Here is a 24,404-nt window from a genome sequence, read left to right on the forward strand (position 1 = left end):
AAATAAATGAAAACCCTCAATACTAATACAATAACGCTTGTATTAATGAGGGGCTGAAAAAAGATGGATCAAACTATGAATCCAAAACTTAAAAAATATAAACGTCTTTTCTTCACCGCAATGTTTTCTTGCGTCCTTTTCTTCGTTTTTTCTTTTTTTGTTATTATTATAGTTGCAAAAATTATGGGACCTCCTCCTGTTGCGGTCCCGCAAACAAGCGTCTTTTACGCAAATGATGACACTGTTATAGGACAAAGTAATGAAATGCAAAAACGTTACAATGTATCTCTTAATGAAATTTCACCTTATGTAAAAGAGGCGACACTATCTATTGAAGATCAACGATTCTACAAACATCATGGCTTTGATATGAAACGTATTGCTGGTGCCATTGTTGCCGATTTAAAAGCGATGGCAAAAGTCCAAGGTGCTAGTACGATTACACAACAGTATGCTCGTAACCTTTACTTAGATCATGATAAAACGTGGAAACGTAAACTATTAGAAGCAATGTACACAATTCGCCTTGAGGTGAATTATAATAAAAATCATATTTTAGAAGGATATTTAAATACAATTTATTACGGACATGGCGCTTATGGCATCGAAGCTGCATCCCGTCTATATTTCGATAAAACGGCAAAAGAGTTAACATTAGCAGAAGCTAGTATGCTCGCAGGTATCCCGAAAGGGCCAAGTGTCTATTCTCCCTTTTTGAAAGAGGATCGTGCGAAAGGACGACAAGCTCTCATATTAGATGAAATGGTAGAACAAGGATATATTACGAAGCAACAAGCAGCCTTAGCGAAGAAAGAGCCACTAACTTTTGCCTCATTAGATACGAAAAAAGTAGCAGAGGTCGCACCATATTTCCAAGATGCTGTACAAGCTTCGCTCCTTCGTGATGTTGGATTAGACGAACAAGCTTTACAACGGGGTGGCTTGCGAATTTATACAACGCTAGACCCTAAACTACAAGCTGTAGCAGAACAAGCTGTAAAAGATCACATACCTGACACAACAAACATACAAACTGCTCTCGTCTCTATGAATCCAAAGACAGGTGAAGTGGCTGCTCTTGTTGGTGGAACTGATTATACTACGAGTCAATTTAACAGGGCTACACAAGCCATTCGTCAGCCTGGTTCTACATTTAAGCCATTTCTATATTATGCGGCATTAGAACGAGGATTCACGCCTGCTACGCGCTTAAAAAGCGAATATACTGTATTCACCTTAGGTGACGGCGTTTCAAAGTATAAACCGAAGAACTATAAAGATTATTATGCAGATGATTTCGTAACGATGGCACAAGCTCTCGCAGTCTCTGATAACATATATGCTGTGAAAACGAATTTGTTTTTAGGCGATGACGCGCTTGCAAAAACAGCGAAACAATTTGGAATTAAAAGTGCATTAAAAGATGTGCCTTCTCTAGCTCTCGGTACGTCACCAGTAAAACCAATTGAAATGGTTAACGCTTATAGCATGTTCGCAAACGGTGGAAAAGAAGTAAAACCTACTTTCATTCGCCGCATTATGGATCATGAAGGAAATATATTATACGATGCTCATTTAGAGAGTAAACAAGTTCTCGACAAGAGCAAAGCGTTTGTAATGGAAGAAATGATGACTGGTATGTTTAATAAGAAACTAAGCAGCTATGCTGCTGTAACTGGTCAATCGATGTTATCCAAACTATCAAGAACATATGCCGGCAAATCTGGTTCTACTGAAACGGATAGTTGGATGATCGGATTTACTCCGCAAATCGTAACTGGTGTGTGGGTCGGATATGATCAACCTAAATCTATTTCAAACGTAGCAGAACAAGGATATGCGAAGAAAATATGGACTGATACGATGGAGAAAGGGTTAGAGGGACAACCAAAAAAAGAATTTAAACAACCAAGTGACGTCGTAGCGGTTAATATCAATCCAGAGAACGGTAAAATTGCTACAAAAAATTGTCCTATTTCTGTGAAAATGTATTTCGCTAAAGGTACCGAACCGACTGAATATTGTATGGATCACGTCGATGATAAAGAAGAATTTGAAAAAACGACTGAAGAAAAGAAAAAAACAAGTTGGTGGAAAAAATATCTTCCTTGGTAAAAAAAATAGCTGACGGGCATCCGTCAGCTATTTTTTATTCACTTAATAATGCACGGCGCAATTCTTCACTAGATTCGTTCCAAATCGCTTCATTATGTTCTTTCAAGAACGTACCAAGTACCTTTTTAGATGATTCATCCATATGGTCAACCATAATGTGACGCTTCAATGATTTATCCATTTTATTTACGTGCTCTGGAAGTGATTTATATCCGCGGCGAATTTCACGGTCTACTGTCATTTCACAAGCTGTTACACCTGCATAATACGCACCTGTCGCAGTTCTTTCAATCGTTACCCAAACAAGCCAAAATGGTTTTCCGTTTGGAACTTCATCTTTATTTGTTAAAAACTTAATACCTTTTTCTACTGTACTACGCGCGTGCATCGCACCAATATCAACGAATGCAGTTTTCTCTAGTACATCAACAAATACAGGTGAAATGTTTTCTAAGCTTAATGCCCCAACACCAAATCCACCATGTCCATCTGTTGAATCATTTTTCACGATATTAAAACCGATTTTTTTCTTTTTCTCTGTCATATGTAAAATCCTCCTCACTTAAAAATTATAAAAGGCCAAAAATAGGCGCAATGATGCTATCTAAAAATACAAATACATGCGGAATAACTACCTGGAAAATAGGTTGAATTGTGTAATTACTAAGCGGTGTAATAACGAGAATTAATAACGCAATTGCCCCGTATTTTTCATACTGTGTCATTTTCGCGCGAATATTTGCTGGCGCTAAATCTTCCACAACTCGATACCCATCAAGTGGCGGGATCGGTAATAAGTTAAATACAAGTAAAACGATATTCAGCATAATAAAAATCTGGAAAAATTGAGCTAACGTATCTGCTACTGCAGATGGAATTGAGTATAATACACCAAATTTTACTAAGCTATACCAAATAATTAAACCAATTGCGCTTAAAATTAAGTTACTAATCGGCCCTGCAATTGAAACTAATATACCTGCAAGACGCGGTCTTTTAAAGTTATATGGGTTAACAGGAACCGGTCTTGCCCAACCGAATCCAAGAATTAATACTGCAATCAAACCTATAGGATCTAAGTGTGCCATCGGTGATAACGTTAAACGGCCTTGTCTCTTTGCTGTATCGTCTCCAAATTTATATGCTACATATGCATGTGCAAATTCATGAACTGATAATGCGATAATAATGGCCATTGCTACCAAAGGAATTTGGTGCAACGGGTATCTAAATAACTGATCCATGCTTCATCTCCTCTTCCATATGTCAAAAAAAGAAATTATTTGTTTTTTCGATTGTTCTTCCCCATAATCCGCTATAATAAGAGTGTAACTTACATAAAAGGAGCGATTGTACATGCCATACGTAACAGTGAAAATGCTAGAAGGACGCACAGAAGAACAAAAGAAAGCTCTTGCTGAGAAAGTAACAGCAGCAGTAAGCGAAACAACTGGTGCTCCTGAAGAAAACATCGTTGTTTTCATCGAAGAAATGTCTAAAAACCATTATGCAGTTGGCGGAAAACGCTTAAGTGACAAATAATTTCAAGTTTTTTCATAAGAAGCAGCCATTAGCTGCTTCTTATTTCTTTCCTTCTAACAACTCAATAATTCTCTCTTTATATTTTCCTTTTCTTCCATCTTCATAGATTAAATCATGTGGATAGAATAGCTTTTGATCCGTTCTTTTCTTACCTGTAATCGCCTCAACAATGTCCGACTCACGTGAAAGCTCTCTAAGCTCTCCGTTTGGCATAAGAAGTAGGATTGGTAGACGCTCTTCTTCTTCTCCTGCACGATAAAAGTCATACGGTAAGTCTGATGTTGAATCAACTACTAAATAATACTCCGGATCAAGTCCAATCTTTTTAAATAAACTACTTAATTCCATCCAATTATCTAAACCGTGTTTATCTGTAAACTCTACATATTTAAATAGATTTCGATTCATAAAACGGCGGCATAAATCGCTTAAAATTGAATCTTCTTCTTCCTGCCATACTTGGAAGTAGTAATACATAACGTTCTCGTCTAACTTTAAATAATCCTCTACTGTTACTTCTTCTTCAAATAAAGAATAGAAATGAACAGGATGATTTTTAAATGTATAATACTTCTCGTGCAGTGATTTCGCACGGTGTAAAATCTTCGTTAAAATAACTTCTGCACTTCGCGTTACCGGGTGGAAATATACTTGCCAATACATTTGATAACGACTCATAATGTAATGCTCAACAGCATGCATACCACTATTTTTAATGACTACTTGATTCCCATACGGACGCATTACACGCAGTATACGTTCCATATCGAAGTTTCCGTACTTTACGCCTGTAAAATAAGCATCTCTTAATAAATAATCCATACGATCCGCATCAATTTGGCTGGAAATCATACTAATCGCTAATTTATTAGTAGATGTTTTTGCAATTACATCTGCTACCTTTTGTGGAAACTCCTTATCAACACGACTTAATACATCATTAATCTCCGTATCGCCTACGATAATCTTTTGCGTAAATTTCTCATGATCTAATGAAAATACTTTTTCAAACGAGTGAGAAAATGGGCCGTGACCGACATCATGAAGTAATGCCGCACATAAACATAACAATCTATCTTCAGCATTCCAATTTGGTCTGCCATCAAACACATCATCAATCATACGACGAATAATTTCGTATACACCTAACGAATGAGTAAAGCGACTATGCTCTGCACCGTGAAATGTAAAAAATGTCGTTCCAAGCTGCTTAATACGGCGCAAGCGTTGAAATTCTTTCGTTCCGATTAAATCCCAAATAACACGATCACGCACGTGCACATATTTATGTACTGGGTCTTTAAACACTTTTGTTTCGCTGAGTTTGTCGTTTAAATATACCACTTTCCGACATCCCCCTTTCTTTACTACATTCTTACTTTATATTATAAACGAAATGAGAAACAGAAAGAAATGAAAGACTGTATTAATTCCCTTTATAAAAAGAAAAAATCACCTTTACCGAAGTAAAAGTGATTTCCTTTATACATTATTTACCTAAAACGAATTCAGCAACTTCGTCTAAGATCATATCTTTCCCTAGTGGGAAGTAACCTTTGTTTAAGTCTTCATTTTTAATTGTAAATACGTGGTTATTTTTAACAGCGTTCATGTTTTTCCAAATTGATTCTTCTTGGAATTCTTTTAAGCGCTGAGAACCGTCACCAGTTGTAAATACGAATAAGTAATCTGGGTTGTAATCGATTAAAGCTTCTTTTTGTACTTGTACTAACGGTTTATCAGTTGGTGTACCTTTAACTGCTGGTAGTTTTAAATCATTAAAGATTACGCTACCGTAACCGTAATCACCATATACGCGGAAAGCATTTGGATATGCAGCCATTTTCATAAATGTTGCTTCACCAGTTTTAGCGACGATTTTGTCATGTAATTTGCTTGCTTTTTCATCATACTTTTTGAACCATTCTTTTGTTTCTTTTTCTTTACCGAAGATTTGACCTACTTCTTCGAATTTTGGACGCCATTGATCTAATGGAGTGTTTAACATAACTGTTGGTGCAATTTTAGATAATTGATCATAAATCTTTTCTTGACGATTATTTACAAGAATTAAATCTGGTTTTGCAGCAGCTACTGCTTCAATGTTAATTTTATCGCCCCAAGCAGAACCAACTGGTTTAACGTCTTTTAGTTTCTTTTCAATATGTGCATCAATTTTTTCTTGAGATGTATTAGCAGTAATAACCGGTTTCATACCGAAAATTAATAATTCTTCTGTTGAACCACTAAGGTCAGCAATTTTCTTTGGGTTTGCAGGAATTTTAATTTCCCCTTTTGCATGTTTTACAGTGCGCTCTTCAGTCTTTGCATCTGCTTTCTTTTCTTCTTCTTTGTTAGAACAAGCTGCAAATAGTACAGAAGTCACAACTAGTACCATTGCTAATAGTGCCATTTTAAAATTCTTCATGTTCCCACTCCTTCTAGCTGTATTTATCTTATAAGTTACAATGAACTATAAGAAACAAATATAACAATTAATTAATATATATTTATTAATTGTTGTTAACAACCCATTCTAACGGGCGTTCAACTTCCCATTCTTATATAAGAAGCTCAACGTCCATTAGAATTCCCCCTCTTTACGAGGGGGTTCTACTTATGCTTTTTTACGCAATTGATTACTAATCATCGCTAAATCATATGTTAAACAAATTGGCTTACAGTTTACTGGACATGGAACGATTTGAGCTTCAATCTCAAATACGTTACGAAGTGTTTCACTTGTCATAACTTCATCTGGCGTTCCTTGTTTCATTAACTTACCTGCTTTTAATGCAATCATATGATCAGAGAAACGAGAAGCGTGGTTTAAGTCATGGATAACCATAACAATCGTTCTACCTTCTTCTTCATTTAACTTTTTCAATAAGTTTAATACTTCTAATTGATGAGCCATATCTAAGTACGTTGTTGGTTCATCCAATACAAGTAATTCTGTTCCTTGTGCAAGAGCCATTGCGATCCAAACACGTTGACGTTGGCCACCTGATAGCGCTTCTGCTGGACGATTCGCAAATTCTTTCATTCCTGTCACTTCAAGTGCCCAGTTAATGTAGCGATAATCCTCTTCTTTCAACGTGCCAAACCCTTTTTGATGAGGGAATCTTCCATATGACACAAGCTCAAATACAGTAAGACCCGTTGGCACTTCTGCAGTTTGTGGTAAAATCGCCATTTTCTTTGCAATTTCTTTCGTTGGCTGTTTCTCAATTGCTTTTCCGTCGAGATAAACAGTACCTTGCTTTGCCTTCAAAATACGAGACGCCGTTTTTAATAATGTGGACTTCCCACAACCATTTGGTCCAATAATTGTTGTAATTTTCCCTTCCGGAATTTCAACTGTTAACCCGTCAATAATTAAACCTTCATTATAGCCAACAGATACCGCATCCACCGCTAAAGTTGCCATACGAAAAGCCTCCCTTTATTTTGTCCTCATAAGTAAATAAATGAAATATGGTGCACCAATTACAGAAATAACAAGACCGACTGGTATTTCTGAAGTTGTTAATACACTTCTTGAAATTACGTCTGCGAATAAAAGTAAAAACGTTCCTATTAGCGCAGCGGTGGGCAACATAATTTGATGTTTACCACCAACAAGGCGCCTTGCTAAATGCGGGGCCATTAAACCGATAAAGCCAATTCCGCCCGCAACAGCAACAGATGCACCTGCTAAACAAACTGCAATAAATAATAATTTACGTCTTTCTTTTTCTACGTTTACACCAAGGCCAACTGCTGTAGAATCGCCTAGGTTCATTACATTTAATATGTGTGCTTTACTTATAGCAAGCGGTAAGAAAATAACCATCCATGGAAGTACACTTAATACGAATTTCCAATCTGTACCCCATAGACTTCCCGCCAGCCAAATCGTAGCAAAACGAAAATCGTTAGATGTCATCTTCATAGAGAAAATTAAACTAACAGCTCCAAATCCAGCTGCAACGGCAATACCGACAAGTATTAATCGAGTCGATGAAACGCCGTCTTTCCATGCTAGTAAATAAATAATTACCGCTGCTAATATCGCTCCAACTAGTGCAAAGAATGGAAGAATGAATACAGATAAAAATGTACCAGTCCCTACTTTCCCGAAGAAGAAGTAGACGAATATAACAACTGTTAATCCCGCTCCAGCATTAATACCTATAATACCTGGATCAGCAAGCGGATTTCGTGATAAACCTTGCAAAATCGCACCTGACATAGCTAAAGCAGATCCGACTAGTATAGCAATTACCATACGCGGCATACGGAATTCAAATAAAATAACAGACTGATCTTCAGCCCCTAGTCCAACCAATGACTTTAATACGTCCATTGGCGGGATTTTAAAAGTTCCTGTATTTAAACTAATAAGAAATATAGAAACGATTAGTCCTACTAAAATCGTTAATATAGAAATGTTCTTTTTTGTTAAGACACTCGTCCTCACATCTTTCCTCTCCCTTCATTACGTGCTAAGTAGAGGAAGAATGGAACCCCAATTAGCGCTGTAATTGCTCCAATTGGCGTTTCAAATGGCGGGTTAATAACGCGAGATAACATATCTGCACATTCAATTAACAGCCCGCCTAAGACCGCAGAACATGGAATAACCCATCTATAGTCCGAGCCTACAAGAAAACGAGTCATATGCGGAATTACAAGACCAACAAATCCAACTGATCCTGCCATGGAAACTGCGGAACCCGTTAAAACAAGAACAAGTACTGTTCCGATAAATTTAATTAATGTCGTATTTTGACCAAGTCCAATTGCAATTTCTTCACCGAAGCTCAAAATTGTAATATATCTCGACATCATAATTGCGATAAAAAGACAAACAAGGCCAATTGGCACTAACATATTAATACTTTGCCATTTCACTCCAGCAACTCCGCCTGCATTCCACATGCTTACCTCTTGGGCAAGATTGAAATACAATGCGATTCCAGATGAAATCGCCCCTAATAAAGCACTAATAGCTGCACCTGCTAAAGCTAATTTCACAGGTGTTAATCCACCTGGTGAAGAAGACCCAATTCCATATACAATGCTTGCACCAAACGCAGCTCCAATAAAAGATGCGATAACAAACATTAAATAAGGTGAATTAGGAAAAAATGCATACATAATTGCAATTCCAAATACAGCCCCATCTGTAATCCCCATTAACGATGGCGAAGCAAGTGGATTTCGCGTCATACCTTGCATAATTGCTCCTGATACCGCTAAAAAGGCACCTGCAACTACGCCCCCTATTGCTCTAGGCATGCGAAGCTCTTGAATTACATTATGATGTGTAATAGATCCATCAAACTGAAATACAGCTTGCCATACAGTCTTTAAACTAATATCTGCAGCCCCAAAAGAAATAGAAACTGCCATGCTTAAAGCTAACAAAACTGTACCCGCTACTAAAATAATAGAAGCGATAAGCGGTCTGCTCTTAATCTCTTTAACATTCTCTTCTTGCTGTTCTATACTGCTTGCGCTCGCTTCCATCCCTCAACCATCCTAACTAACAACATATATTTATTGAAATGAAATTTATTCTCAAATAGTAATAAAAAAATTAGGTGAATTGTTATTTTCCTGATAATGATTCTCAGAATCAGACACTTCTATTCTACCTATCGCTTTAAAAGACTGTCAACCATTATTTTGAAATATAAATTTATACAAATTGGAATTTTAATACAAAAGTTGTGTCTATCCTTTAGAAAACGTTCGTCCATACAAGAGTACTTTCGCAGAATAAATTATTCCTCTTATGGGCATAAAAAAGAAGAGTAATCTTTTCACTCTTCTTTTTCTTACTTATTTAACTTTGCTTCAATTTTTGCGATTAACTCATCTTCTGTTGGAGCCGCAACTGGACGGTTATTTACAAATGCGAATGATTTTTTACGACCAGGACCACAGTAAGACTGACATCCAACTTCAATCGTTGCACATGAATCTACTTTTTTTAACTTCGGAACTAACGTTTTAACGTTCGTTGCCTGACAGTCATCGCACACGCGAAACTCGTTTCCCATTATATAACACTTCCTCTATTTTAAACTTTTCTCAAGTACGTTTAAAAATAAACACTAAATGGTATTTTACCGCTCTTTGAAGCTCGTTGCAAGTTTCCCTACAAAGCCTATTCTCTACATAATGCTACATATTTTATATGCTCTCCTACAGAAGCGCTCACCATTCATGGGAAAATTTTTACCTTTCATCGAAATCTACCATATTTTTAAAAGCTTTGTATAAAAGTTTATTTTTTTGCCCATTATAAAAATAGGAAGTTCATAAAAAGAAAGGGAGTTGAATCTATGAAAGTAAGACAAGATGCTTGGACAGATGAGGATGATTTATTACTTGCTGAAACGGTACTTCGTCATGTTAGAGAAGGAAGTACGCAATTAAATGCATTTGAGGAAGTAGGGGATCAGTTAAATCGTACATCTGCTGCTTGTGGTTTCCGCTGGAATGCTGTTGTTCGCTATAGCTATGAACAAGCTCTTCAACTAGCAAAAAAACATCGTAAAGATAAAATGCGTGCTGCAAGCGGTGAACAAGCGAAAAAACGTTTACTTTATACACCACCAGCTTCAGATTCGATAACTGATTATGAAGAATTAGTACAAGAAGAATCAATCGTACAATATAAAGAAGCTATTCCATATCAAGAATCTACTGCTCCTGCTGCAAGAAGCTCTATGACAATGCAAGATGTTATTTATTTTTTACAAACAGTCGGATCTTCAAATATAAAAGTGACAGCTCTTGAAAACGAGAATACGAGATTGAAACAAGAAATTAAAGCACAAATCCTTCGGAATGAGGAACTAGAAAAGAAACTAGAAAAATTAGAAAAGCAATCTCATACTGTACAAGAAGATTACGAAACACTTATGAACATTATGAACCGAGCTCGTAAATTGGCAGTCATGGATGACGAAGAACGTTCTCAAACATCTTTCCGAATGGACCGAAACGGTAATTTAGAAAAAATTGCAGAATAAAAAGGATGCATGTAATGCATCCTTTTTATTATTTCACCTATAAGCTCCCCCTTTATATGTGAGAAAACTCCATTCTTCATTTTTTGCTATAATAGAGATTGTCATTTTAAAGATAAGGGGTTAGTTATATGAGCAATTCCCGTTCCATTTTATCTCAGCCAGAGTGGCGCATTGTAGATCAATCTAGTTTAGGACCAACATTCCATGCACTTCAGTCATTCGCAATGGATGACACATTATGCACAAGCATTGGAAATGGCAAGTCAGCGGCAACAATGCGTTCATGGGTTCATCACAATACAATTGTCCTTGGCATTCAAGATTCACGCCTTCCGCATTTAGAAGAAGGTATTTCTTTTTTAAAACAAAACAACTTCAATGTTATTGTCCGTAATTCTGGCGGGCTTGCGGTCGTGCTTGATGAAGGTGTTTTAAACGTATCACTTTTATTCCAAGAAACAGAAAAAGGTATCGATATTGACCTTGGATACGATACAATGTGGCATTTGATTAAGGAGATGTTAAAGGATTACGACGTTACTATCGAGGCAAAAGAAATTGTCGGCTCTTACTGTCCTGGTAGTTATGACTTAAGTATTCGCGATCAAAAATTCGCTGGTATTTCACAACGTCGTATTCGCGGAGGTGTCGCTGTCCAAATCTATCTCTGCGCTACCGGAAGTGGCTCTGAGCGTGCCGCACTCGTTCGTGATTTCTACAACCTAGCAATTCAAGGGGAAGAAACACGCTTTACGTACCCTGAAATTGTACCAAGTACGATGGCCTCACTCTCAGAATTACTTGGTGAAACCATTACAGTACAAGATTTAATGATGCGTCTTTTAAAAACATTGCAGCAATTCGCTCCAAAGTTAACACCATCTCAATTAACAATAGATGAGATTCCTTTATATGAGACGAATTTACAACGTATTATTGATCGTAATAATAAAGCACTTGGTTTAGAAAAATAAAGACCGTCGCTATAATAGCGACGGTCTTTATTTCAATTCATTATAGAATTAAAGTGCTTGAGCTGCTGTAATTAAAGCTAACTTGTACACTTCTTCCTCGTTACATCCACGAGATAGGTCATTTACAGGCATGTTTAAGCCTTGTAAGATTGGTCCTACTGCTTCGAAGTTACCTAAACGTTGAGCGATTTTGTAGCCGATATTACCAGCTTCTAAGCTTGGGAATACGAATACGTTAGCATCACCTTTAATTGTAGAACCTGGAGCTTTTTTCTCAGCTACAGATGGTACGAATGCAGCATCGAATTGGAATTCTCCATCTAAAGTTAACTCAGGAGCCATTTCTTTTGCAATGCGAGTTGCTTCTACAACTTTTTCTGTTTCTGGAGATTTCGCAGAACCTTTTGTAGAGAAGCTTAACATAGCAACGCGTGGATCAATGCCGAATAACTCAGCAGTTTTCGCACTTTCGATACCGATTTCAGCTAAATCTTGGCTGTTTGGTGCAATGTTAATTGCGCAATCAGCGAATACATATTTCTCTTCTTCACGTACCATGATGAATACGCCAGAAGTTTTTGTAACGCCTGGTTTTGTTTTAATAATTTGAAGTGCTGGACGAACTGTATCAGCTGTAGAGTGAGCTGCACCACTTACTAGACCGTGTGCTTTGCCCATGTATACAAGCATTGTACCGAAGTAGTTTTCGTCTTTAAGGATTTTGCGAGCGTCTTCTTCAGTTGCTTTACCTTTACGGCGTTCAACGAAAGATGCTACCATTGCATCCATTTCTTCGTATGTAGCTGGGTCGTAAATATCAACGCCTGCTAATGTTAAATTCATGCTAGCAGCTTTTGCGCTAATTTCTTCTCTATTACCAACTAAGATTGGTTTTACTAACTCTTCTTTTGCTAAACGCTCTGCAGCGCCTAAAATTCTTTCATCAGTTCCTTCAGGAAGTACGATAGAAATGCCTTTTCCTTGAACTTTTTCTTTTACTGTTGTAAATAAGTTGCTCACGAATAAACCCTCCTACATATGTTAAAAAAACTCTATCTTTAAGAATACTGCTTTTCTTCTATATTTTAAACTTATAGCTCCCAAAAAATAGATAAAATAAAAATGATTATATTTTCATAAAATTCAGCCGTTAAATTCACCTTGCTTAAACACTTAAATGTGACAATTTTATGCGCCAAGGTTTTACATAGATGATTTTAAAACTATATATGCTATAGTTAACGTGTAAAACTATCATTAACTGAGGTGAATAGAATGAGTGAAGCAACAACAACGTTAGATGGCTGGTATTGTTTACATGATTTACGTTCTATTGATTGGGCTGCATGGAAAACATTATCTAGCGACGAACGCGGACAAGCAGTGTCTGAATTTTTAAATGTCGTTGAAAAATGGAACGAAGTAGCTACTGCGAAAAAAGGTAGTCACGCAATGTATACAGTTGTTGGCCAAAAAGCTGATATTATGCTTATGATTTTACGTCCAACAATGGAAGAGTTAAATGAAATTGAGACAGAATTGAATAAAACAACTTTAGCTGAATATATGGTTCCTGCATATTCTTACGTATCTGTTGTTGAATTAAGCAACTATCTTCCAGCTGATGAGGATCCATACCAAAACCCGCAAATTTTAGCTCGCTTATATCCTGAATTGCCGAAAGCAAATCATATTTGCTTCTATCCAATGGATAAGCGTCGCCAAGGTGATGACAACTGGTACATGCTTCCTATGGAAGAGCGTAAAAAAATGATGTACAGTCATAGTAAAATTGGCCGTCAATACGCAGGTAAAGTACGCCAAGTGATTTCAGGATCTGTTGGATTCGACGATTTCGAATGGGGCGTAACATTATTCGCTGACGATGTTCTTCAATTTAAAAAACTTATATATGAAATGCGCTTCGATGAAGTAAGTGCTCGTTATGGTGAATTTGGAACATTCTTCGTTGGAAACATTTTACCAGACGAAAAAGTAGAGAAATTTTTACACATATAAATGGTGAAAAGGAACGAAATTCGTTCCTTTTTTTATTCTTCTCTATATTTATCCTCAAAAATCCCCTTTTTTCTGCACTTTTGAAGAAAAACCGACATTTTTTCAAATTTATTGTAAAATTGTAACCTTTTTATATGTAAAGATATGCTAAAATGATACGAGCTATATGCTAAATAACGATGCGAAGGTGATAATCTATATGAAAAAAATTTTGTCTATTTTACTATTGCTTGTATTGTCAATTTCTTCCTTAGGAGTAACAACATCCCATGCGGAAGAAAAAATACATATTGAGGCAGCCGCTGCACTTTTATTTGATGCAGATACAGGAAAAATACTTCACGAGCAAAATCCAGATGAATTGCTAGCTATTGCTAGTATGTCGAAATTAATTGTTGTTTACGCTGTTTTAGAAGCAATTAAAGAAGGAAAAATCACATGGGATACGAAAGTAAATATTTCTGATTACGCTTATGAAGTCTCTCGTAATAATGAATTCTCTAATGTACCGTTCGAAAAAGGACGTCAATATACTGTAAAAGAATTATATCATTCTATTGTTATATTCTCTGCAAATGGATCTAGTATCGCTTTAGCAGAACTTCTTGCAGGAAGTGAGAAAAACTTCTTAAATCTTGCAAATGAACATGCTAAAAAGCTAGGATTAAAGAAATATAAATTTGTAAACGCTACGGGCTTAAATAACGCTGACTTAAAAGGAAAACATCCTGAGGGTACTGATCCAAATGCAGAAAACTCTATGTCAGCTCGTGATATGGGTATGCTTTCAAAAGCAATGATTACAAAGTATCCAGAAATGCTAGAGGATACAAAACAAAGATTTAGAAACTTCCCAGACAATCACCCAAAACCAATTCGTATGGAAAACTGGAATTGGATGTTACCAGGAGCTGCTTTCGCTTATGAAGGTACTGATGGTTTAAAAACTGGAAGTTCTGATACAGCTGGATACGGATTTACTATTACTGCTAAACGTGGTGATGTACGTCTTATCTCGGTTATTATTAAAACAAAATCAATGGATGAACGTTTCACAGAATCTCGTGAATTAATCGAATATGGATTTAATAACTTTGAAAAACAAAAACTAAAAGTTAATAAGAACAATACAATCTCTGTAGTAAAAGGGAAAGAAGACCAAGTAACTGTTGCACCCGAAAAAGAAATAACAGTAATTGCGAAAAAAGGTAGCAAAGAACCTTATAAAATTGGGACTGAATTAGATAAATCTCTTGCTGAAGATGGACATTTAGTTGCTCCTATTAAGAAAGATGCCAAAGTAGGCTCAATTACTTTAGAATCAACTGATAAATATGGTTTCTTAGACGGTAGTAAAAGTATGAAAGTTACTGCAAAAACGACAGAGGAAGTTGAAAAAGCAAATTGGTTTGTGTTAACAATGCGCTCTATTGGTGATTTCTTCTCAAACTTATGGTCTAAAGTTTTTTAATAAAAAAGCTGGCTCACGCTAGCTTTTTTTATTTTCCGCTCTCAATGTAAAACTTCGTTTGGTTGTCATATCTGAGCCCTTTTCCTCATACGTATGAACTAGTAATTGTTACACACTTCATCTAGAGATAAACCTCTTTCCAAAAGGTATTCCAAAAAGAGAGGTGACACATAATGGGAGTTATTGCTTATAACGAAGAAGATGTAAAGTTGTTAGCTAGACTGATGCGTGCTGAAGCCGAAGGAGAAGGACAACAAGGAATGTTAATGGTCGGAAACGTTGGGGTAAATCGTGTCCGCGGAAATTGTTTAGACTTTAAAAGCATTCGTAATTTACGTCAAATGGTTTATCAAAACCCCGGCGGTTTTGAAGCAACGCAAAAAGGATACTTTTATCAACGGGCACGTGAACAAGATATTGCCCTAGCGAGACGGACCATTCAAGGGCAACGTTTTTGGCCTGCCAACTTTGCCTTATGGTTCTTTAGACCTGAAGGGGCATGTCCACCAACTTGGTATAACCAACAAAACTCTGGTCGCTTTAAAAAGCACTGCTTCTTCCAGCCATCTGCTGGAGACTGCCCTAGCGTATATTAAGGAATAAAAATGAGGAGGGATTTTTGAATGGCACAGCAACAAAATCCGTACTATGGAACAGGTTTTTATCAACCATCTGGAACTTATGTACAACCGCAACAAATGACTCAACAACAGCAGCAAGCGATGCAACAACAAACAGCTCAAGCTGCGCAAGCTCAATATGCAATTTCTCAAGGCATGTTACCTCTAGAGCAATCCTATATTGAAAATATCCTTCGTTTAAACAAAGGTAAGCAAGCTACGGTTGTAATGACTTATGAACGTGGCAGTTCCCTTGGTACACAATCTTATACAGGTATTATTGAAGCAGCTGGCCGTGACCATATTGTTATTAGTGAACCACAATCAGGAAAACGCTATTTACTACTAATGATCTACTTAGATTACGTAGAGTTTCCAGAAGAAATTACGTATTTACCTAGTCAACAAGCAACTTATACTCCAAGACCATAAAAAAAGCTGGCAAATGCCAGCTTTTGTTTTTTTATAATCCTTTTACAACTGCAGTCCCTACTAGAATCCACGCCACAATAAACGCTACACCACCAAGAGGTGTAATTGGACCAAAGAACTTAATGCCTGTCGTACTTAATGCATACAAACTACCTGAGAACATAATAATTCCAGCTACCATTAGCCAACCAGCAGTAGTTAAAAGTGATGATTGAACCTTATCCATCAATAAAGCAACTACGAATAGTCCACCTGCATGAAACATTTGATATGTAACGCCTGTTTTCCAAACTTCTAACATTTTTGCAGAAATTTTATTTTCTAAACCGTGTGCTCCAAAGGCCCCTAACGCAACAGATAGCCCCGCTGCAATACAACCTAGTAAAAAGAAAATTTTCATCTTAATTCCCCTTTTTTACCTTTATCATAAGCAATTTTTGCATATAAGCCAAACGATTTATCTTCTAAAAATCAAATAAAGAATTACCGTTTGCATCACTTTCTTTTATATATACTGGCTCCCCAGAAACAGGTGCAATTGGTTGCATAGTTGTTACTGGTTGTGATCCAATTACTTGCGATTGAATTTTCGGTTCTCTATATGTAGATGTTTCAACTTGTTCATCTAATAATAAGTCACATAAAGCACGCACAACTAATAAATGTTCTTTTGACTTTTGTCCTTCACTACTTTTTGCCTTCGCAATTTCATTCGCCATTTTATTTAAAATCTTGTCGCTAGATATTTGCATTCCTTATCACCTCGTACTTTGTAATTCTTTCTCGAATTGTCCCAATTTTTCTACTGAACCAAATACTATTATCATATCACGTTCTTTCAATTTTTCCTGCCCTGCCGGATTATGTATAATATTCCCATTTCTTGAAATCGCTAATATTGTTACATCAAACTGATTCCTTACATTACTCTCTAGTAACGATTTACCAACTAATATTGAATCTTTTCCAACTAGAATTTCTTCAATGACAAATGACTGTTCTACTCCATACAACACTGTATCAATATAATGAACGGTTAATGGATTTGCAATACCTTTTGCGATATGAATACCCGCCATACTAGATGGATTAATAACCTTATTTGCACCAGCACGCCTTAATTTCTCTTCAGTTTCTGGCTTTTCAGATCTCGCCACAATTTTAATCGTATCGTTTAACCCTCTTGCTGTTAATGTAATAAATACATTTTCGGCATCATTTGCAACAATAGCAACTAAACCAGCTGCTTTTAAAATTCCGGCATTATGTAATACTTGATCTTCCGTTGCATCTCCATGTACAAATAAAAGCTTTTCCTGCTCCAATATACTTTCATCTTTATCAACAACGACAAATGGAATATTCTTTTCTTGCAATTCATGTACAACTTGAAGCCCCACTCTACCGCAACCACATACTATAATATGATTTTTCAACTGCGCTATTTGTTTATCCATCTTCTTCCTCCGTACTGCATGAAATAAATTCCCTTCAATAATCATAGCTGCCACTACCCCAATTGCATACGTAACAATACCTACGCCAACAGGAATAATAAGAAGCGCAAATACTTTCCCCGTTTGCGTTACAGGAACGGCATCTCCGTATCCAACAGTCAATACAGTAATCATTGTCATCCAAAATGCTTGAAACAAACTAATCTCTTCAATCGTCATAAATCCTATCGTTCCTAGAATTACAACAAAAGTCATACATATAACTGCTATCCATAATTGCTTACGTGCATTCATACTGTGTTTCAACTCTTTTCTCTATCTACAATCTTTGCCAGTGGAAATAAAATACGTATATACTAGATACGGAATCTATGAAAGAGGTTGATATAATGAAGACATTTCTTTCCGCCTTACAATGGGCACTATTTATTTTAGCTGGAAGCCTTATTGTACCAATTAGTGTCGCAACTAGTTATGGTCTTAATGGCGCTGAAGCCATCGCATTTGTACAAAGAACATTATTTGTTCTAGGTTTTGCTGGTCTCTTGCAAGCTATATTTGGGCATAAACTTCCTATTCAAGAAGGTCCTGCTGGCCTTTGGTGGGGAATTTTCTCCCTTTACGCAAGTTTAGGCGTCGTACTATTTGGATCAAATAATGAGACACTTAAAGTTCTTCAATATGCTTTCTTATTAAGTGGTATTATTTGTATTATTCTTAGCGTTTTTGGACTTATTGATAAACTCGTTCGCTATTTTACACCGACAGTCATTGGAACGTATTTATTTCTTCTTGTCGCGCAGCTTAGTGGCTCCTTCTTAAAGGGAATGTTTGGCCTTGATGGAAAACATACAGAAGTACAACCTAACGTATTTATTCTTTCACTCATTGTTATTTTACTATCCTTTTTCATCATGAAGCTACCTATTATTGGACAATATTCCGTTCTTTTCAGTATCGTATGCGGCTGGATATTATTCGCATGCTTCGGATTATCTAATCCAATAACACCAGTGACAGACATAATCCGTTTTCCATCCTTATTTGTTTTCGGAATGCCTCGTGTTGAATGGAACATGGTAATTACGGTCATTTTCGTTACGCTCTTACTTCTAACAAATATGTTAGCAAGTATTCGCGTTGTACAAAAGGTTGTCTCTAAATATGAAGAAAACGCTGCATCAGATCGTTTTAAACAAGCTGGCATTATAACAGGAATCAACCAATTGCTAGGCGGCCTATTTTCAGCTATTGGGCCTGTCGCTATTTCTGGATCAGCAGGTTTTATTGCAACGACTAATATTTATAAACGTCTCCCGTTTATATTAGGGTCAAGCTTTATTATTGTCGTTAGTATATTTCCAAAGATTACTTCATTCTTTGCAGCAATCCCTGTTGCAGTTGGTTATGCCGCTATTTATCCTGTATTCGCAAGCATGATTGGCCTCGCCTTTCGAGAATACGAAACTGTCCAGGATAAAGAACGATTATTTAAAGTAGCCGGTCTTTCAATCTTTACGGGAGTCGGAGTTATGTTTGTTCCAGCAGGAGCATATTCCACACTTCCACCATTTCTAGCATCGTTTTTAAGTAATGGTCTCGTTCTTGGATCTGTAATGGCAATCTTGCTAGAAATACTATTTTCTCGTTCCACAGCAAAACAAATATCTTAAATTGGAAAACTTCCATTATTGCACTCTACCTTTAGAGTTGTTACGATAAAATCAAACTTTAATCATTGGGGTTTTATTCATCCCCAATGATTATTAACCAATATTATGAGCAACACACTCATAATAATTTATCTACTTCTTTTCAAAGAGGTTTGATGTCTTACTATTATTCCTCAATCTCTTCATGAACATGTATTTTGATTTCAATTAAAGAAAGGAATTTTCTATATGACTTATAAAATGATTGTTTTAGATTTAGATGATACTTTATTACGTGATGACCATACTATTTCACCTCGTACGAAAGAAGCGTTAATGACTGCACAAGAGCAAGGCGTAAAGGTTGTACTTGCTTCTGGACGTCCAACGTTCGGTATGCGCAATGTAGCGAAAGAACTTCGTTTAGAAGAATACGGCAGTTTCATTTTATCTTTTAATGGTGCAAAAATTATTAACTGTAAAACAAACGAAGAAATCTTTAGTAGTACACTATCTCCTGAAATCGTTCACAACCTATTTGAAATTAGTCAAACTGAAGATGTATGGATTCATACTTATATGGGCGATGATATCGTAACGGAAGAAAATAATCCTTATACTGAAATTGAGGGCGATATTACTGGTATGCCAATTGTTGTAGTAGATGACTTTAAAGCTGCAGTTAAAGAGCCCGTAGTAAAAGTATTAATGAATAAAGAAGCTGAACGCCTTGTTAAAGTTGAAAAAAAACTACAAAAACAGCTAGAAGGCCAATTAAGCGTGATGCGTTCGAAACCATTCTTCTTAGAATTTACTGAAGCTGGTGTTACAAAAGGAACGAGCTTAAACAAACTGATCCAAAAGCTTGGCATTAAGCGTGAAGAAGTTATCGCAATGGGCGATAGCTATAACGACCAAGCGATGATTGAATTTGCTGGTCTTGGCGTTGCAATGGGCAATGCACCTGATGATATTAAAGAAATTGCAAACTACGTAACAGATACAAATATGAACGATGGTGTTGCAAAAGTTGTAGAGAAATTCGTTTTAAAAACGGATGTACTTGTTTAATATTTTCATTCACAAAACCTATTTGAAGTCAAATACTTCAAATAGGTTTTTATTTAAATTCTCATGCTTTTGTGACTATATTTTGAACTTTGCACTATTCTCGTAGTGTAAACTTTCTTTTTGTATATAATGAAACAAAATAGACTATTTTATTTTGAAAAAGAATACAAATTTACCATATACAAGCATACGTTAAAGGAGGCTACTTTATGTTATCTACACCAATCGGACGATTAAGAGCAATTGGACTAGTTGAGGGTATTTCTTTCCTATTACTATTATTTGTAGCAATGCCATTGAAATATTTCGCAGGATTTGCAACAGCTGTTAAAATTACAGGCATGGCTCATGGTGTTCTATTTATTCTATTCATCTTTGCAGTAATTCAAGTAACAATCGTACACCGTAAATCAATTTTATGGGCACTTGGAGCATTTGTTTCATCAGTTATCCCATTTGGCACTTTTGTACTAGATGCAAAATTAAAGAACGAGCAACAATAATAATAAAAAGGTAGTTAACGACTGTTAACTACCTTTTTATTATTATAAATTTGGAATTTCCCAATCAATTTCTCTTTCGCCCATATTAGCTAAAATCGTATTTACTTTAGAATATGGCTTACTACCAAAGAAACCACGTCTTGCCGATAATGGGCTTGGATGTACAGATTCGATAATATGATGATTCGGATTCGTAATTAACTTCTTCTTCGCCTGCGCATGGCGCCCCCACAATATGAAAATAACTGGCTTTTCACGTTCATTCAACAGTTCAATTACACGATCTGTAAAGTGCTCCCATCCTTTTCCCTTATGAGAATTTGCTTCGCCTTGACGAACTGTTAATACGGTATTTAGTAATAATACTCCTTGTTCCGCCCATTTTACTAAATAACCGTTATTCGGGATTTCATAACCATATTCATCTCGAAGTTCTTTATACATATTTAACAATGACGGTGGTGTTTTAACACCAGGTTGCACAGAAAAGCTTAAACCATGCGCTTGATTCGGTCCATGATATGGATCTTGTCCTAAAATAACAACCTTTGTATTTTCATAACTTGTATACTGAAGAGCGTTAAAAATATCTTCTACCTTCGGATAAACAACATGCGTGCTGTATTCTTCTGTCAAAAAACTGGATAGAGTAAGATAATACTCTTTCTCGAATTCTGGTGCCAATAGTGGCTCCCAATCATTCTTTAAAACATTTTCCATACTGTCACTTCCTGTCTAATTAATTCACCATATCCTGTCTTGTAAATACTACGAACGAAATAACAAGAGAAACAACTGCCCAAACAGTTAAATTCATCAAAGAAAATCCCATCGATAAACCTTGTAATGCAGGTAATTTTCCTGATAAATAATCCGTTAATGATAGATTCACACTAAAAATATATTTGGCACCTTCCCAAGATGTTGCGAACGAGCTTAAAATACCGCCTGCAATTAATGCAGCTAGCATAACGCCCATACCAGCTGGTGTATTACGAATTAAAACAGAGACCATAAATGATATAGTTCCGACAACGATAGCAACAAACCAGGCTAGTCCATACGCCATTAAGATGTATTGCCACTGCGGAATAAGATGCACAAAGTTCGTATTTAACGTTTCCTTATCAATGACGAATCCTGTTAAAACAGGTAAATTCCATCCCGAGTACCCAAATACAAGCCCTGATAATATGTAAGCAAACAAACCTACAAGAAACAGTATGAGCGAAATGAAAAATAACATCGTCACGTATTTACTAAGGAGTATTTTCCAGCGCCGAATCGGCCGCGTAAGTAACATCTTCATCGTCCCATCACTTCGTTCTCCTGAAACGATATCAATGGCGACAATCATTACAAGAAGCGGAATAAATAATGTAATTCCTTGTTCAATAAATGCTCTGACAAAAGTCGGTGCACCCGGTGCCATCGGATTAATATCATGATCTAAATAATATTGTTGTTGCTCAACTCTTACCTTTAACCAATCACGCCATTCTTCTGGCAACCTAGAATTGTTCAACCGGTTCTGAGAATCAACAATTTGCTGTTGCAATGAAACCTTCCAATCAGTTGTACCGAGTCTTTTTTGTGTCGTTTCTATTTCACGATACTGCGCATACACAAAAAGCGGGATCAAGATTGCTAAAATAAGCATGACAACAAAAATACGTTTCTTGCGGTAAATCTTTTCTGATTCATTTAAAACTAGATTCGCAAATTCACGCATGCTGCTCACCCCTTGTGAGTTCAATAAATAAATCTTCTAGCGTAAATACAAGCTCCTTAACGCTATGTACATCTATTTCATTTTCGACAAAGTGTTTATTCCAACTACTTATAGATGCAATATCCATGCGGCATAGTAATCGCTCGCCTTCTACACTCACTTCCCTTACTTCTTCGGCCGCTTCTAGCATATCTTTCGCCTTAGAAATCGGTGTAACAATCCATTCTACACGATCACTTGCTGTTTTAATTAATTCTTCAACCTTGGCAACTGTTATCATCTTTCCTTTATGAATAATAGCAACGCGATCGCATATCATTTGCACTTCACTTAGCAAGTGACTTGAAATAAACACGCTCATATTTTCTTCTTTTACAAGCTTATGTATAAATTCCCTAAGTTCTCTAATCCCTGCTGGATCTAAACCATTCGTTGGCTCATCTAATATGAGCAATTTCGGATTCCCAAGGAGCGCCTGCGCAATTCCAAGGCGTTGTTTCATACCAAGTGAGTACGTTTTTACCTTGTCATGAATTCTTTCATCTAAATGAACCATTTCAGCAATTTCAATAATACGTTCATCTGATATATCACCTAACATACGAGCAAATTGCTTTAAATTTTCCCATCCCGTTAAATATGTATACAACTCTGGGTTTTCAACGATACTCCCAATTTGACGCATCGCTTCTCTGAAATTTTCCTTAATCGAATAACCACCAATAGAAATCGTACCTTCTGTCGCCTTAATCAATCCGACTAACATTCGAATGGTAGTCGTCTTTCCAGCACCATTTGGTCCTAAGAATCCGAACACTTCTCCTTGCTTTACATCAAAGGAAATATTCTCTACAAGAGTCTTCTTTCCAATTACCTTCTTCAAATCTCGTACGGAAAGTATCGTCGTCATTTTACCCCTCCTTGTTCTAGTTTTAATTTACTTACAACATTTTGAACTAAACGTTCTGCCATATACGTATAACCTACTTCGTTCGGATGAAAATGATCAGAGTATAATAAATCTTTCCCACGGTTTTGGAATAAATCAAATGTCGGTGTAATATACACATTTTTATCGTTTAGCGCTAACTTCTCTAAAGATGCATTCCAGTCCACAACAATGTTTGAAGACCCTTTTAAATCTTCTACATCTTCAAAAGGATTGTATAAACCAAGCCAAAAAATCGGACTATCTGTATTTAATTTACGAATTTCTTCTATAATTTTCTTTGCTTCATTTTGAAACGTTTCTGTGTCAGGACGATACGTCTCTAAATCTATTTTCCCAAGCGATTCCCAGCCTGGGAACAAATCATTCCCACCAATCGTTAACACGATTACATCTGCTTGCTTAATTGAATATTGAGCGCCATTACTTTCAATTTGTTTTAATAAATCGGGCATTTTTGCACCACTAACTGCTAAATTTGTTAATGCAATTTTTTGCTTATAATCTTTTTGTAAATCCTCTTTCATTCGCCCAACATAGCCAATTCCTTCTTTATCACCAACGCCACGCGTTAATGAATCACCTAAACTAACGATTTGTAACGTTCCCGTTTTCTTTTTCTCTTTTGCCACTACATCGGTCTTTTTAATTAAATTTGAAGCTTTCGGATTTAATACATCATTTACACCTGAAACAAAGCCATATGCAAATAAACAGAAAGATGCAATTGTAATGAGTAGAATTACTTTTACTACTTTTGATCTCATATCAAAACCCCTTTTAGCCCTCATAGATTGTCCATAATTATACCAAACGAAATTTTGAAAAGCGATTTTCAC

General features: G+C 36.4%; 27 protein-coding genes. 11 read left to right on the forward strand and 16 right to left on the reverse strand.

The window, feature by feature from the left end; translation table 11 throughout:
• Positions 1–63 precede the first annotated feature (63 nt).
• On the forward strand, positions 64–2,115 hold the full coding sequence (locus AB6801_RS25135; RefSeq protein ID WP_000372967.1) for a transglycosylase domain-containing protein: 2,052 nt from the start codon (positions 64–66) through the stop codon (positions 2,113–2,115).
• Between the two features lie 34 nt (positions 2,116–2,149).
• Here AB6801_RS25135 and AB6801_RS25140 read toward each other — a convergent pair whose 3' ends face one another.
• The gene (locus AB6801_RS25140) at positions 2,150–2,659 is read right to left on the reverse strand and encodes a YwhD family protein (RefSeq protein WP_000136678.1); all 510 of its coding nucleotides are present in this window, start codon (positions 2,657–2,659) and stop codon (positions 2,150–2,152) included.
• 25 nt (positions 2,660–2,684) lie between these two features.
• On the reverse strand, positions 2,685–3,359 hold the full coding sequence (locus AB6801_RS25145; protein WP_000372455.1) for a site-2 protease family protein: 675 nt from the start codon (positions 3,357–3,359) through the stop codon (positions 2,685–2,687).
• Positions 3,360–3,471: 112 nt separating this feature from the next.
• Here AB6801_RS25145 and AB6801_RS25150 point away from each other — a divergent pair, with 112 nt between their 5' ends.
• Positions 3,472–3,657, forward strand: a complete 186-nt coding sequence (locus AB6801_RS25150; protein WP_001147171.1) for a 2-hydroxymuconate tautomerase — start codon at positions 3,472–3,474, stop codon at positions 3,655–3,657.
• A 39-nt stretch (positions 3,658–3,696) separates the two neighbouring features.
• On the opposite strand, the gene AB6801_RS25155 is transcribed toward AB6801_RS25150, so the two are convergent.
• The 6 genes from AB6801_RS25155 to AB6801_RS25180 all read right to left on the reverse strand — a co-directional run bounded on the left by AB6801_RS25155 (position 3,697) and on the right by AB6801_RS25180 (position 9,707).
• Complete coding sequence (locus AB6801_RS25155; RefSeq protein ID WP_000262731.1) at positions 3,697–5,001, reverse strand: HD domain-containing protein; 1,305 nt, start codon at positions 4,999–5,001, stop codon at positions 3,697–3,699.
• Positions 5,002–5,146: 145 nt separating this feature from the next.
• On the reverse strand, positions 5,147–6,085 hold the full coding sequence (locus AB6801_RS25160; RefSeq protein ID WP_000787724.1) for an ABC transporter substrate-binding protein: 939 nt from the start codon (positions 6,083–6,085) through the stop codon (positions 5,147–5,149).
• A gap of 189 nt (positions 6,086–6,274) precedes the next feature.
• Positions 6,275–7,087, reverse strand: coding sequence for an ABC transporter ATP-binding protein (locus AB6801_RS25165; protein WP_000212068.1), 813 nt, complete (start codon positions 7,085–7,087; stop codon positions 6,275–6,277).
• Positions 7,088–7,102: 15 nt separating this feature from the next.
• The gene (locus AB6801_RS25170; RefSeq protein ID WP_001260757.1) at positions 7,103–8,119 is read right to left on the reverse strand and encodes a FecCD family ABC transporter permease; all 1,017 of its coding nucleotides are present in this window, start codon (positions 8,117–8,119) and stop codon (positions 7,103–7,105) included.
• Positions 8,116–9,171, reverse strand: coding sequence for a FecCD family ABC transporter permease (locus AB6801_RS25175; RefSeq protein WP_000388296.1), 1,056 nt, complete (start codon positions 9,169–9,171; stop codon positions 8,116–8,118). Before AB6801_RS25175 ends, AB6801_RS25170 begins: the two co-directional genes overlap by 4 nt.
• A gap of 311 nt (positions 9,172–9,482) precedes the next feature.
• Complete coding sequence (locus tag AB6801_RS25180) at positions 9,483–9,707, reverse strand: YuzB family protein (RefSeq protein ID WP_000526078.1); 225 nt, start codon at positions 9,705–9,707, stop codon at positions 9,483–9,485.
• A 285-nt stretch (positions 9,708–9,992) separates the two neighbouring features.
• Between AB6801_RS25180 and AB6801_RS25185 the strand changes: the two genes are divergently transcribed.
• Together AB6801_RS25185 and lipL are read left to right on the forward strand one after the other, a co-directional pair.
• A complete protein-coding gene (locus tag AB6801_RS25185) occupies positions 9,993–10,685 on the forward strand; it encodes an RsfA family transcriptional regulator (RefSeq protein ID WP_000868358.1) in 693 nt (230 codons plus the stop codon).
• A 128-nt stretch (positions 10,686–10,813) separates the two neighbouring features.
• Positions 10,814–11,659 (forward strand): octanoyl-[GcvH]:protein N-octanoyltransferase, encoded by an 846-nt coding sequence (gene lipL, locus AB6801_RS25190; RefSeq protein WP_000071949.1) that lies wholly within the window; start codon positions 10,814–10,816, stop codon positions 11,657–11,659.
• A 48-nt stretch (positions 11,660–11,707) separates the two neighbouring features.
• Here the strand turns inward: lipL and pta are convergent, their stop codons facing one another.
• Entirely contained in the window at positions 11,708–12,679 is a 972-nt protein-coding gene (gene pta / locus AB6801_RS25195; RefSeq protein WP_000067225.1) for a phosphate acetyltransferase, read from the reverse strand.
• Between the two features lie 255 nt (positions 12,680–12,934).
• On the opposite strand from pta, the gene hemQ reads away from it, so the two are divergent.
• The 4 genes from hemQ (at position 12,935) to gerQ (ending at position 16,201) form a co-directional block, all read left to right on the forward strand.
• Positions 12,935–13,678: a hydrogen peroxide-dependent heme synthase gene (gene hemQ, locus AB6801_RS25200; protein ID WP_001287595.1), complete on the forward strand. Its 744-nt coding sequence runs from the start codon at positions 12,935–12,937 to the stop codon at positions 13,676–13,678.
• Between the two features lie 199 nt (positions 13,679–13,877).
• Complete coding sequence (locus AB6801_RS25205; protein ID WP_000722867.1) at positions 13,878–15,149, forward strand: serine hydrolase; 1,272 nt, start codon at positions 13,878–13,880, stop codon at positions 15,147–15,149.
• 173 nt (positions 15,150–15,322) lie between these two features.
• Positions 15,323–15,745 (forward strand): cell wall hydrolase CwlJ, encoded by a 423-nt coding sequence (cwlJ, locus tag AB6801_RS25210; RefSeq protein WP_000538167.1) that lies wholly within the window; start codon positions 15,323–15,325, stop codon positions 15,743–15,745.
• Positions 15,746–15,772: 27 nt separating this feature from the next.
• Positions 15,773–16,201, forward strand: coding sequence for a spore coat protein GerQ (gerQ, locus tag AB6801_RS25215; RefSeq protein WP_000068652.1), 429 nt, complete (start codon positions 15,773–15,775; stop codon positions 16,199–16,201).
• A gap of 31 nt (positions 16,202–16,232) precedes the next feature.
• Here the strand turns inward: gerQ and AB6801_RS25220 are convergent, their stop codons facing one another.
• The 3 genes from AB6801_RS25220 to AB6801_RS25230 all read right to left on the reverse strand — a co-directional run bounded on the left by AB6801_RS25220 (position 16,233) and on the right by AB6801_RS25230 (position 17,952).
• Positions 16,233–16,601 carry a DUF423 domain-containing protein gene (locus AB6801_RS25220; RefSeq protein ID WP_000688315.1) on the reverse strand — a complete coding sequence of 123 codons (369 nt, stop codon included), beginning with the start codon at positions 16,599–16,601 and terminating at the stop codon, positions 16,233–16,235.
• A 64-nt stretch (positions 16,602–16,665) separates the two neighbouring features.
• A complete protein-coding gene (locus tag AB6801_RS25225) occupies positions 16,666–16,953 on the reverse strand; it encodes a YwdI family protein (RefSeq protein WP_001167349.1) in 288 nt (95 codons plus the stop codon).
• 6 nt (positions 16,954–16,959) lie between these two features.
• The gene (locus tag AB6801_RS25230; RefSeq protein ID WP_000993988.1) at positions 16,960–17,952 is read right to left on the reverse strand and encodes a potassium channel family protein; all 993 of its coding nucleotides are present in this window, start codon (positions 17,950–17,952) and stop codon (positions 16,960–16,962) included.
• A 95-nt stretch (positions 17,953–18,047) separates the two neighbouring features.
• Between AB6801_RS25230 and AB6801_RS25235 the strand changes: the two genes are divergently transcribed.
• The 3 genes from AB6801_RS25235 to AB6801_RS25245 all read left to right on the forward strand — a co-directional run bounded on the left by AB6801_RS25235 (position 18,048) and on the right by AB6801_RS25245 (position 20,884).
• On the forward strand, positions 18,048–19,331 hold the full coding sequence (locus AB6801_RS25235) for a purine/pyrimidine permease (protein ID WP_000847044.1): 1,284 nt from the start codon (positions 18,048–18,050) through the stop codon (positions 19,329–19,331).
• 228 nt (positions 19,332–19,559) lie between these two features.
• Positions 19,560–20,381 carry a Cof-type HAD-IIB family hydrolase gene (locus AB6801_RS25240; RefSeq protein WP_000221399.1) on the forward strand — a complete coding sequence of 274 codons (822 nt, stop codon included), beginning with the start codon at positions 19,560–19,562 and terminating at the stop codon, positions 20,379–20,381.
• A gap of 209 nt (positions 20,382–20,590) precedes the next feature.
• Positions 20,591–20,884, forward strand: a complete 294-nt coding sequence (locus tag AB6801_RS25245) for a DUF3817 domain-containing protein (protein WP_000953396.1) — start codon at positions 20,591–20,593, stop codon at positions 20,882–20,884.
• A gap of 42 nt (positions 20,885–20,926) precedes the next feature.
• On the opposite strand, the gene AB6801_RS25250 is transcribed toward AB6801_RS25245, so the two are convergent.
• Genes AB6801_RS25250 through AB6801_RS25265 form a run of 4 tightly spaced genes read right to left on the reverse strand, consistent with a single transcriptional unit; the run spans position 20,927 to position 24,404 of the window.
• The gene (locus AB6801_RS25250; protein WP_000432520.1) at positions 20,927–21,604 is read right to left on the reverse strand and encodes a uracil-DNA glycosylase; all 678 of its coding nucleotides are present in this window, start codon (positions 21,602–21,604) and stop codon (positions 20,927–20,929) included.
• 19 nt (positions 21,605–21,623) lie between these two features.
• Positions 21,624–22,616: an ABC transporter permease subunit gene (locus tag AB6801_RS25255; RefSeq protein ID WP_001206477.1), complete on the reverse strand. Its 993-nt coding sequence runs from the start codon at positions 22,614–22,616 to the stop codon at positions 21,624–21,626.
• Positions 22,609–23,526, reverse strand: a complete 918-nt coding sequence (locus AB6801_RS25260) for an ABC transporter ATP-binding protein (RefSeq protein WP_000207720.1) — start codon at positions 23,524–23,526, stop codon at positions 22,609–22,611. Before AB6801_RS25260 ends, AB6801_RS25255 begins: the two co-directional genes overlap by 8 nt.
• Positions 23,523–24,404 (reverse strand): SGNH/GDSL hydrolase family protein, encoded by an 882-nt coding sequence (locus AB6801_RS25265; protein ID WP_002022849.1) that lies wholly within the window; start codon positions 24,402–24,404, stop codon positions 23,523–23,525. Before AB6801_RS25265 ends, AB6801_RS25260 begins: the two co-directional genes overlap by 4 nt.

The organism is Bacillus sp. RCC_6_1 (genome assembly GCF_041360755.1).
GTDB lineage: Bacteria > Bacillota > Bacilli > Bacillales > Bacillaceae_G > Bacillus_A > Bacillus_A cereus.

Coding starts and splice junctions, on each gene's coding strand:
- gerQ (WP_000068652.1), top strand. CDS start 15,773: ATGGCACAGCAACAAAATCCGTACTATGGAACAGGTTTTTATCAACCA.
- AB6801_RS25205 (WP_000722867.1), top strand. CDS start 13,878: ATGAAAAAAATTTTGTCTATTTTACTATTGCTTGTATTGTCAATTTCT.
- cwlJ (WP_000538167.1), top strand. CDS start 15,323: ATGGGAGTTATTGCTTATAACGAAGAAGATGTAAAGTTGTTAGCTAGA.
- lipL (WP_000071949.1), top strand. CDS start 10,814: ATGAGCAATTCCCGTTCCATTTTATCTCAGCCAGAGTGGCGCATTGTA.
- AB6801_RS25175 (WP_000388296.1), bottom strand. CDS start 9,171: ATGGAAGCGAGCGCAAGCAGTATAGAACAGCAAGAAGAGAATGTTAAA.
- hemQ (WP_001287595.1), top strand. CDS start 12,935: ATGAGTGAAGCAACAACAACGTTAGATGGCTGGTATTGTTTACATGAT.
- AB6801_RS25235 (WP_000847044.1), top strand. CDS start 18,048: ATGAAGACATTTCTTTCCGCCTTACAATGGGCACTATTTATTTTAGCT.
- AB6801_RS25245 (WP_000953396.1), top strand. CDS start 20,591: ATGTTATCTACACCAATCGGACGATTAAGAGCAATTGGACTAGTTGAG.
- AB6801_RS25150 (WP_001147171.1), top strand. CDS start 3,472: ATGCCATACGTAACAGTGAAAATGCTAGAAGGACGCACAGAAGAACAA.
- AB6801_RS25225 (WP_001167349.1), bottom strand. CDS start 16,953: ATGCAAATATCTAGCGACAAGATTTTAAATAAAATGGCGAATGAAATT.
- AB6801_RS25260 (WP_000207720.1), bottom strand. CDS start 23,526: ATGACGACGATACTTTCCGTACGAGATTTGAAGAAGGTAATTGGAAAG.
- AB6801_RS25145 (WP_000372455.1), bottom strand. CDS start 3,359: ATGGATCAGTTATTTAGATACCCGTTGCACCAAATTCCTTTGGTAGCA.
- AB6801_RS25165 (WP_000212068.1), bottom strand. CDS start 7,087: ATGGCAACTTTAGCGGTGGATGCGGTATCTGTTGGCTATAATGAAGGT.
- AB6801_RS25185 (WP_000868358.1), top strand. CDS start 9,993: ATGAAAGTAAGACAAGATGCTTGGACAGATGAGGATGATTTATTACTT.
- AB6801_RS25255 (WP_001206477.1), bottom strand. CDS start 22,616: ATGCGTGAATTTGCGAATCTAGTTTTAAATGAATCAGAAAAGATTTAC.
- AB6801_RS25240 (WP_000221399.1), top strand. CDS start 19,560: ATGACTTATAAAATGATTGTTTTAGATTTAGATGATACTTTATTACGT.
- AB6801_RS25135 (WP_000372967.1), top strand. CDS start 64: ATGGATCAAACTATGAATCCAAAACTTAAAAAATATAAACGTCTTTTC.
- AB6801_RS25160 (WP_000787724.1), bottom strand. CDS start 6,085: ATGAAGAATTTTAAAATGGCACTATTAGCAATGGTACTAGTTGTGACT.
- AB6801_RS25220 (WP_000688315.1), bottom strand. CDS start 16,601: ATGAAAATTTTCTTTTTACTAGGTTGTATTGCAGCGGGGCTATCTGTT.
- AB6801_RS25180 (WP_000526078.1), bottom strand. CDS start 9,707: ATGGGAAACGAGTTTCGCGTGTGCGATGACTGTCAGGCAACGAACGTT.
- AB6801_RS25140 (WP_000136678.1), bottom strand. CDS start 2,659: ATGACAGAGAAAAAGAAAAAAATCGGTTTTAATATCGTGAAAAATGAT.
- AB6801_RS25250 (WP_000432520.1), bottom strand. CDS start 21,604: ATGGAAAATGTTTTAAAGAATGATTGGGAGCCACTATTGGCACCAGAA.
- AB6801_RS25230 (WP_000993988.1), bottom strand. CDS start 17,952: ATGAATGCACGTAAGCAATTATGGATAGCAGTTATATGTATGACTTTT.